We start from the raw sequence: 6,950 nt of genomic DNA on the forward strand, positions 1-6,950 counted from the left end.
GGCAGGGCGTGGCGAATGTCGCCACCGGCTTCCTGGGCGGCATGGCGGGCTGCGCAATGATCGGCCAGACCGTGATCAACGTGAAATCCGGCGGTCGCGGACGGCTCTCCACCCTGACCGCCGGCGTCGTGCTGCTGCTGCTGGTGGTGTTCGCCAACGACTGGGTGGCGCAGATCCCGATGGCGGCGCTGGTGGCGGTGATGATCATGGTCTCCATCGGCACCTTCAACTGGGCCTCCTTCCGCAACCTGCGGGAGCACCCGTTTGATGCCAACGTAGTGATGATCGCCACCGTGGCCGTGACTGTGCTTACCCACGATCTGGCCCAGGGCGTGCTGGTGGGAGTCCTGCTGTCGGGCTTCTTCTTCGCCCACAAGGTGAGCCGGGTGCTCTATGTCGGCTCGACGCCGGCCCGCGAGGGGCGTGAGCGCATTTACCAAGTGGTAGGCCAGGTGTTCTTCTCCTCTGCGGACCAGTTCATCGCATCCTTCGACTACAAGGAGGTCATCGAGCAGGTGACCATCGACGTGAGCCGCGCCCACTTCTGGGACATCACCGCCGTCACGGCGCTGGACAAGGTGGTGCTCAAGTTCCGCCGCGAGGGCACAGAGGTCAATGTCGTCGGCCTGAACGAGGCGAGCCGCACCATGGTCGACCGCTTCGCGGTGCACGACAAGCCCGAGGCCGTCGCCGACTTGATGGGCCACTGAGAGCCGGGGCTGCCGAAACCCGGGGCTGCTGATAAAGGACACCGCCGATGCAAGACGAGCAGAAAATACTGGCCTGCGTGGACCAGTCCCACTTTGCGGACATGGTGACGGACACCGCCGCCTGGGCCGCCCGGCGCCTGCAAGCGCCCCTGGAGCTGCTGCACATCCTGGACCGCGAGGCGCGGGTGGTGCGCGGGTCGGATCACAGCGGCGCCATTGGTGTGAACGCCCAGCAGGCGCTGCTGGAGGAGCTCTCCGAAGAGGACGAGGCCCGCAGCAAGGCCGCGCGTGAGCAGGGGCGAGTATTCTTGAACCGGCTGCGCGAGCGCGCCATCAGCCGCGGCGTGGACGGCCCGGACGTGCGTCTGCGCTACGGCGACCTCGAAGAGACGCTCGTGGACGCGCAGGACGCCGTCCAGCTCTTCGTGCTCGGCCGCCGCGGCGAGTCCGCCGAGACCACGCAGCGCGACCTCGGGCGCAACGTGGAGCGCATGGTGCGGGCGCTGGACAAGCCCATCCTCGCGGTCACCGACGACTTCACCGAGCCCGAGCGGGTGATGATCGCCTTCGACGGCGGCGCCATGACCCGCCGCGGAGTGGAGATGTTGGCCCGCACGCCGCTCTTCCACGGTCTGCCTGTGGACGTGGTCATGTCCGGCAAGCCGCGCCGCGACGCCGAGAAGCAGCTGGACTGGGCGCGGCAGACGCTCGCCGCCGCCGATTACGACGTCAAGACGGCGCTGATTCCGGGCGACACCGAGCGCGTCATTGCCCGGTACATCCACGACCAGGGCATCGACATGCTGCTCATGGGCGCCTACGGCCACTCCCCGCTGCGCAGCCTGCTCTTCGGCAGCAAGACCGCCGATCTGCTGCGCTCAGCCAAGGTGCCGACGCTGTTGTTGCGCTGAGGGGCGCGCCCGGCTGTCGCGACGGCCGCACAACCTCGTTCGTCGCCGCGGCTGCACGGACGCTTCAGCTATTGTTCAATGTGGGATTTCGTCCCCAGCGGGGGGGTGATCGATGACTGACCTCAAGACCCTCTACCAAACCGATTATGCGGCTTGGGCCAGGCGCCACGTGGAGCTGCTGCGCGCCGGTCGCTTCGCGGAGATGGACATCGAGCATCTGCAGGAAGAGCTGAGCGACATGAGCAAGAGCGATCGACGCGAGCTGGAAAGCCGACTCCTGATCCTGATCGCCCATTTGCTGACATGGGAGTATCAATATCAGGCGCTCTGCGAGCGTTGGCGCGAATTCAAAAGGGCGACAGCTGGCGGAGCACCATCGTCGAGCAACGCATGCAGCTCGCTGTCCTGCTGCGCCAATCACCTGGGCTTAAGCCGATTGTCGCGGAGACCATCGCCGCTGCCTATCCGGATGCGGCCGACCTCGCCGGCAAAGAGGGCCACCTGCCGCCCGAGACCTTCCCCGCGCAGTGCCCGTACTCGGCCGAGCAGTTGCTGCAGGATGACTTCTATCCGGGCACGAGCGATACCAGGAGCTGAACAACCGCCGCAGGCATGGCCGGGCGCAACAGGACTTCCCAGCCAGCCTGAATCCTGCGGCCCGGCAGACCGCCAGTTGCCGACCACACCATAGGACGCAAGCGATGAGCGCAGCGCATCCGCCATCCAGCGGCGGCGGATGCGCTGTGCTTATGCGCCCTCCGGTTGCCGGGTCGGGCAGCTCAATTCGCCGGTTGATCCGCCTCCGGTCAGAAGCCGTCGTTCATGATCTGCTCGAACGACCAGGGCAAGGCAGCCGGGAAGCTCGCCTCGGTGAGGCCCGTTTCGCGCGATGCGAGCAGGGTCGCGTCACCATAGGCGTTCGCCAGCAGCTCCGGCGCGGAGAGCGCGTCAGCGCGTCGCGTCGGCGTGCCGGAGCGCGACTTTGTCGTAGACCTCGGCCAGTGCCAGGCTTGCTTCGACTGACTCCAGCGGCACACTGTCGGCCAGGCGGTCGTCGGTGCTGAGCAGCCATCGGCCGTCGTCCCGGCGGACGTAGAGCTCGGCGGCGACGCGGTGCTGCGAGACCAGCAGGTAGGTCTTGAGGCTCGGCAGCGTGCGATAGTGGGCGAATTTGTCGCCGCGGTCGTAGGCCTCGGTGGCGTCCGACAGGATCTCGATGATCAGGGTCGGGTTGGTGATGATGTCCCGGCGCTGGTCGTGGTAGGTGCGCTCGCCGCAGACGGCCATGATGTCGGGGTAGGCGCCGACGTTGGCGGCGTCTACGCGCACCTTCATGTCGCCGGCGTAGACGTAGCAGGGGCGGCGCTTGAACTGGGCGCGCAGCTCGGCGCTGATGTTCACCGAGATGGTGTTGTGCGCCTCGCTGCCGCCGGTCATGGCGAAGACCTCGCCGTCCACGAACTCGCTGCGGGTGTCGGTGGCCTCGCGCTCGGCCGCGAGCCAGTCGTCGAAGGTCAGATAGGGGATGGGCCGAACGGACATGCTGCGCGGCTCCTGACTGGTGCTTGGAAACGCGTGCCGGGTGACTGTCTGCGCTCAGTATAGTGCGTGCGATCCGGCGTCCGCAGTAGGTCGGTGGGTTTCTTCACAACCTCTCACATGAGCTGAGCCGCATGGCCGGCGCTGGGGCGCTTGCCCTTGGCCGGGATCTGCGCAGACCTCCCACAACGAACGCCACGGCAACGGGCGCAATGCAGATGCAGGTGGTGGTCGTTGCGCCCGTTACGTGTTTCCTCTTCGACGCGGCGTCGGCACCGCCAGGCAGCAGGTCGGCCGCCGGCGGCCTCACTCATCCGAGATCGAGACATCCTCACCGGCGGCCGTGAGCTTGGCTGTCTTGTCGTTGATGTAGTCGAAGGGGCCGTCCGGGAAGTCGCGGTATTTGCCGAGCCCCACGTACTCCAGCAGCCCGACGAAGTGGTAGCGGTAGAGCATGCTCTCGATGCGGGCGATCTCGTCCTTGCCGCCGGCGGGACCGTCCATCAGCACCAGGGTCGGGCGGTATTCGATGCCGAGGTCATCGGCAAGCTGCGCGCCGGTGGTGGGCTCACCGTCGGGGCCGGTGAATGCGGCATCCGAGAGGGTATCGACGCGCACGACCGTGTAAGGCTTCAGCGCTTCGATCACCTCCGGCGCTTTCAGGTGCCCGTCGTGCAGTGCATCGCAGGCGCCGCAGGCGGCGTCCTCGAAGAGCAGCAGCAGCGGGCCGTCGATGGCGCTGAGATCACCCACATCGGCGGCCTCCCGGATCTGATCATGATCACGCAGTCCATCGCTGCCGGCGGTCGCCGTCTCGGCATTTTGGGAATCCAGGTAGTCCGCGAGGGTCTGACTTTGGTACGTCTGCGCGTCGACATAATCCAGCACCTGCTTGAAGTCCGCGGCGTTGCGGTAGCCGTTGACCCGTGCCACCGGCTCGTTGGCCTGGTCCAGGAAGATCACAGTCGGCGTATAGCGCACGCCGAGCGCCTCCGCCAGGGCCTTCTCTGACATCATGGTGTCGGCATCCATGGCCACCTCACGGTCGCCGCGGACATTGAGGGCGATGACGTCGAAGCGCTCCTGCAGCCATTCGCTGTAGTCGCTGCCCTTGAAGTTCTCCTCGATCATCTTGTAGCAGTATGGGCAGCCGTTCATTTCCAGGAACAGGATGACATGGCGTCCGGCGTCTGCGGCCTCTTCCACGTCTTCGGCAATATCCAGAAAGCTCTCTTTGAACCAGTCCGGGTGGCTGGACTGCTTGGCGCCCAGCAGTTGACCCGTGGCGCTCGCTGCAGCGGGATCCGCCTCGGCGGATACCGCGGCACCCGCGGCGCCGATCAGTGAGAGCAGGGCGGTTGCCTGGACCATGATGCGCAACGTCCGCGCCGTGTCGGTGAAAGCCATTGCGGGTTGTTCTCCTCGTGTGTTTGATCTGAAGGGGTCTTGGGCCTGAGCGCGCCGCATCCGCAAGGGCCACTCGGCGCCGGCAGCTCAATCGGGCAGCACGGCGACGTCAACGGGCTGGTCCCAGAGCCGGCGGATCAGTGCAGTGGCCGCCTCAGGCGGCTCGGCGCTCGTCCAGAAGCTGGCCTGGCCGCGCTGGGCGCTGCCGCGCAGCAGCCCGGCCTCACCAAGGCGGCGCTGCACCTGCCTGGCCACCGCGGCGCTCGCATCGGCAATGCGGACCTTGGGGCCTGCAATGTCCGCAATCAGCCCGCGCACCAATGGATAGTGGGTGCAGCCCAGCACCAGCGTGTCCGCCCCGCGGTCGAGCAGCGGCAGCACCAAGTCGGCGAGCAGGCTGCGCAGGGCTTCGGCCTGGAAGTCCCCCGCCTCGATCAGCTCTACCAGCCCCGGGCAGGGCTGCGTCAGCACCTCCACGGCGCCATGAAAGCGCCCACGCAGGGCCTCGAACTTGTCACTCTTGAGCGTGCCGCTGGTGGCGAGCACGCCGATGACGCCGGTTCTGGTGCTGGCCGCCGCGGGCTTGATGGCGGGCTCCATGGCGATGATGGGCAGCGCGTGGCGGGTGCGCAGGTGCGACGCGGCGGCACCGGTGGCCGTGTTGCAGGCGATGACGATGGCCTTGGCGCCCTGCGCGCGCAAAAACTTGGTCACCTGCTCTGAGCGTGCGCGGATGAGCGCCTCCGGGCGCTCGCCGTAGGGGGCGAAGCCTGAGTCGGCAACGTAGAGCAGGTGCTCACCGGGGAGCAGACGACGGATTTCGGCGAGCACGGTGAGACCGCCGACACCGGAGTCGAAGACGCCGATGGGAGCATCGGCGGACGGTTCAGGCGCCTGTTGCGGTTTGTCCAGCGTGACCTCCTCCAGGGCGCTGTGCTGCTGATCTTTGGCCTCGCGCAGTCGTGAGCAAACGCCGCGTCGAGGCTCAGATAGCGTCGCCGAACCCGTAGGCAGGGGCACGCAGCTCGAGCATCGGCCCGTCCGCGCCGAGCTGGAGTCCCTCGCCCTCGGCAGCGGCGATCTCGGCCACCACCAGCAGCCCCCAATGGCCGGGCGCACTGGCGCGGGCATCCACCACACGCCCCCGCCCCCGCCCCGAGCTGCCGCCGGCCGCCCCCAGCACCTCGCCGGGCTTGGGGGGCGTATCCGTGTCCACCTCGGCGATGTACATGCGCCGCTTGAGCTTGCCCAGGTACTGCATGCGGGCAACCACCTCCTGGCCCGTGTAGCAGCCTTTGTGGAAGCTCACGCCGTCGATGAGCTGCATATTGGCCATCTGCGGCACGAAGGCGTCCGCCGTCTCCGGCACCACGGTGGGAATGCCGGCGCGGATGTCGTGCAAGGCCCACAGGTCGGGGCCTGCCTGCGCCGCACCCGCGGTGACGGCGCCTTCCCACAGCGTCTTGGCGTCAGCGGCCGGCCCAACGAAGAGGTAGCGCGGCACTGAGCCTGCGACGCGGATCAGCGCTGCATCGCCGGCGCGCACCATGTCGTTGTCGCCCTGCGGCAGGCTGCCGAAACGCTCGGCCAGCGCGGCATCCGCGCAGCCGCCGACGATGCCGCAGCACACCAGCGCGTCGCTGGCGTCGTCGATGGTTGCATTGGCGCGCAGCTTGAACATGCGAAGCCGCTTCAGCAGCGCGTCCATTTGGCTGCGGGGCAGCACCAGGAAGATGGTCTCCTCCATGCGCAGCAGCCGAAAATTGGCCAACATGCGGCCCTTGGGGCTGCAATGGCTGCTGAGCTGGGTGTGGGTCTCGGAGACCTCGCGCACGTCGTTGCTCACCTGGCCCTGCAGAAAGTCCACCGCCTCGGGGCCACCGACGGCGATGAGCCCGAGGTGGGACAGGTCCGCCACGGCGCAGGCAGGGTCTGTGGGTGCCCCGTCGAATCGGGCTGTACCCTCGGCGGCAATGGTGGCGCCGCGTGCGGTGAGAAAGGTTTGCCAATCCTGGTTCATGGTGTCTCGTCTCGCTTGCGTCTGGTGCCGGGAACGGGCAGGCTGGGAAGGATAGCCGCTGCCCCTGAGGTCGTCGATGCGTCCTGCGGTGGCATGTGGGGCCGACGTTGCGGTGTTTCCGCACGCTGCGCCCGACATCCGACTGCGCGCAGCCGCGACCGTGCCCCGCGCGGCGCACAATCGCGCGCAACAGCGCGAGCAAGGTGGGGAGGCTCGTCGGGCACGCCAGTCAGCCCGTCAGGCGGCTGCGGCGCGGGCGGCCCTGCCCCGGCGGCGGGCCGCCTTATTCTTCCTCAAACCTAGCTTTTAGGGTTTGGGTTTCCGGTCCGGGTACCTGACGCCCACCAGCCCGGGGGCCCAACA

At 67.7% G+C, this 6,950-nt stretch carries 8 protein-coding genes and 1 pseudogene; 4 read left to right on the top strand and 5 right to left on the bottom strand.

Annotated features, from left to right (window positions below; all coding sequences use genetic code 11):
• From I6U14_RS16050 to I6U14_RS18335, 4 genes and pseudogenes are all read left to right on the top strand, one after another.
• The coding region (locus tag I6U14_RS16050) for a SulP family inorganic anion transporter (RefSeq protein ID WP_296900524.1) at window positions 1-710 on the top strand (710 nt) is incomplete at its 5' end.
• A gap of 47 nt (window positions 711-757) precedes the next feature.
• Window positions 758-1,621, top strand: a complete 864-nt coding sequence (locus I6U14_RS16055) for a universal stress protein (RefSeq protein ID WP_296900525.1) — start codon at window positions 758-760, stop codon at window positions 1,619-1,621.
• Window positions 1,622-1,733: 112 nt separating this feature from the next.
• Window positions 1,734-1,883: pseudogene (locus I6U14_RS18330) on the top strand (DUF29 family protein); the annotation flags it as partial.
• Between the two features lie 128 nt (window positions 1,884-2,011).
• On the top strand, window positions 2,012-2,218 hold the full coding sequence (locus tag I6U14_RS18335) for a DUF29 family protein (protein ID WP_367115679.1): 207 nt from the start codon (window positions 2,012-2,014) through the stop codon (window positions 2,216-2,218).
• Window positions 2,219-2,427: 209 nt separating this feature from the next.
• On the opposite strand, the gene I6U14_RS16065 is transcribed toward I6U14_RS18335, so the two are convergent.
• The 5 genes from I6U14_RS16065 to I6U14_RS16085 all read right to left on the bottom strand — a co-directional run bounded on the left by I6U14_RS16065 (window position 2,428) and on the right by I6U14_RS16085 (window position 6,587).
• Window positions 2,428-2,658: a DUF29 family protein gene (locus tag I6U14_RS16065; protein ID WP_296900526.1), complete on the bottom strand. Its 231-nt coding sequence runs from the start codon at window positions 2,656-2,658 to the stop codon at window positions 2,428-2,430.
• Window positions 2,570-3,163, bottom strand: a complete 594-nt coding sequence (locus I6U14_RS16070; RefSeq protein WP_296900528.1) for a Uma2 family endonuclease — start codon at window positions 3,161-3,163, stop codon at window positions 2,570-2,572. The genes I6U14_RS16065 and I6U14_RS16070 overlap by 89 nt, the downstream gene beginning before the upstream one ends.
• Before the next feature lie 303 nt (window positions 3,164-3,466).
• Window positions 3,467-4,567 (bottom strand): thioredoxin fold domain-containing protein, encoded by a 1,101-nt coding sequence (locus tag I6U14_RS16075; protein ID WP_296900530.1) that lies wholly within the window; start codon window positions 4,565-4,567, stop codon window positions 3,467-3,469.
• Window positions 4,568-4,654: 87 nt separating this feature from the next.
• Window positions 4,655-5,587: a glutamate racemase gene (murI, locus tag I6U14_RS16080; protein WP_296900532.1), complete on the bottom strand. Its 933-nt coding sequence runs from the start codon at window positions 5,585-5,587 to the stop codon at window positions 4,655-4,657.
• Window positions 5,553-6,587 carry a folate-binding protein gene (locus I6U14_RS16085; RefSeq protein ID WP_296900535.1) on the bottom strand — a complete coding sequence of 345 codons (1,035 nt, stop codon included), beginning with the start codon at window positions 6,585-6,587 and terminating at the stop codon, window positions 5,553-5,555. Before I6U14_RS16085 ends, murI begins: the two co-directional genes overlap by 35 nt.
• Window positions 6,588-6,950 lie beyond the last annotated feature (363 nt).

Source organism: Thiohalocapsa sp. (genome assembly GCF_019695415.1).
In the GTDB taxonomy this organism is placed as follows: Bacteria; Pseudomonadota; Gammaproteobacteria; order Chromatiales; family Chromatiaceae; genus Thiohalocapsa.

Excerpts from the sequence above, each read along its gene's own strand:
- I6U14_RS16085 (WP_296900535.1), bottom strand. The coding sequence starts at position 6,587 with ATGAACCAGGATTGGCAAACCTTTCTCACCGCACGCGGCGCCACCATT.
- I6U14_RS16055 (WP_296900525.1), top strand. The coding sequence starts at position 758 with ATGCAAGACGAGCAGAAAATACTGGCCTGCGTGGACCAGTCCCACTTT.
- I6U14_RS18335 (WP_367115679.1), top strand. The coding sequence starts at position 2,012 with ATGCAGCTCGCTGTCCTGCTGCGCCAATCACCTGGGCTTAAGCCGATT.
- I6U14_RS16070 (WP_296900528.1), bottom strand. The coding sequence starts at position 3,163 with ATGTCCGTTCGGCCCATCCCCTATCTGACCTTCGACGACTGGCTCGCG.
- I6U14_RS16075 (WP_296900530.1), bottom strand. The coding sequence starts at position 4,567 with ATGGCTTTCACCGACACGGCGCGGACGTTGCGCATCATGGTCCAGGCA.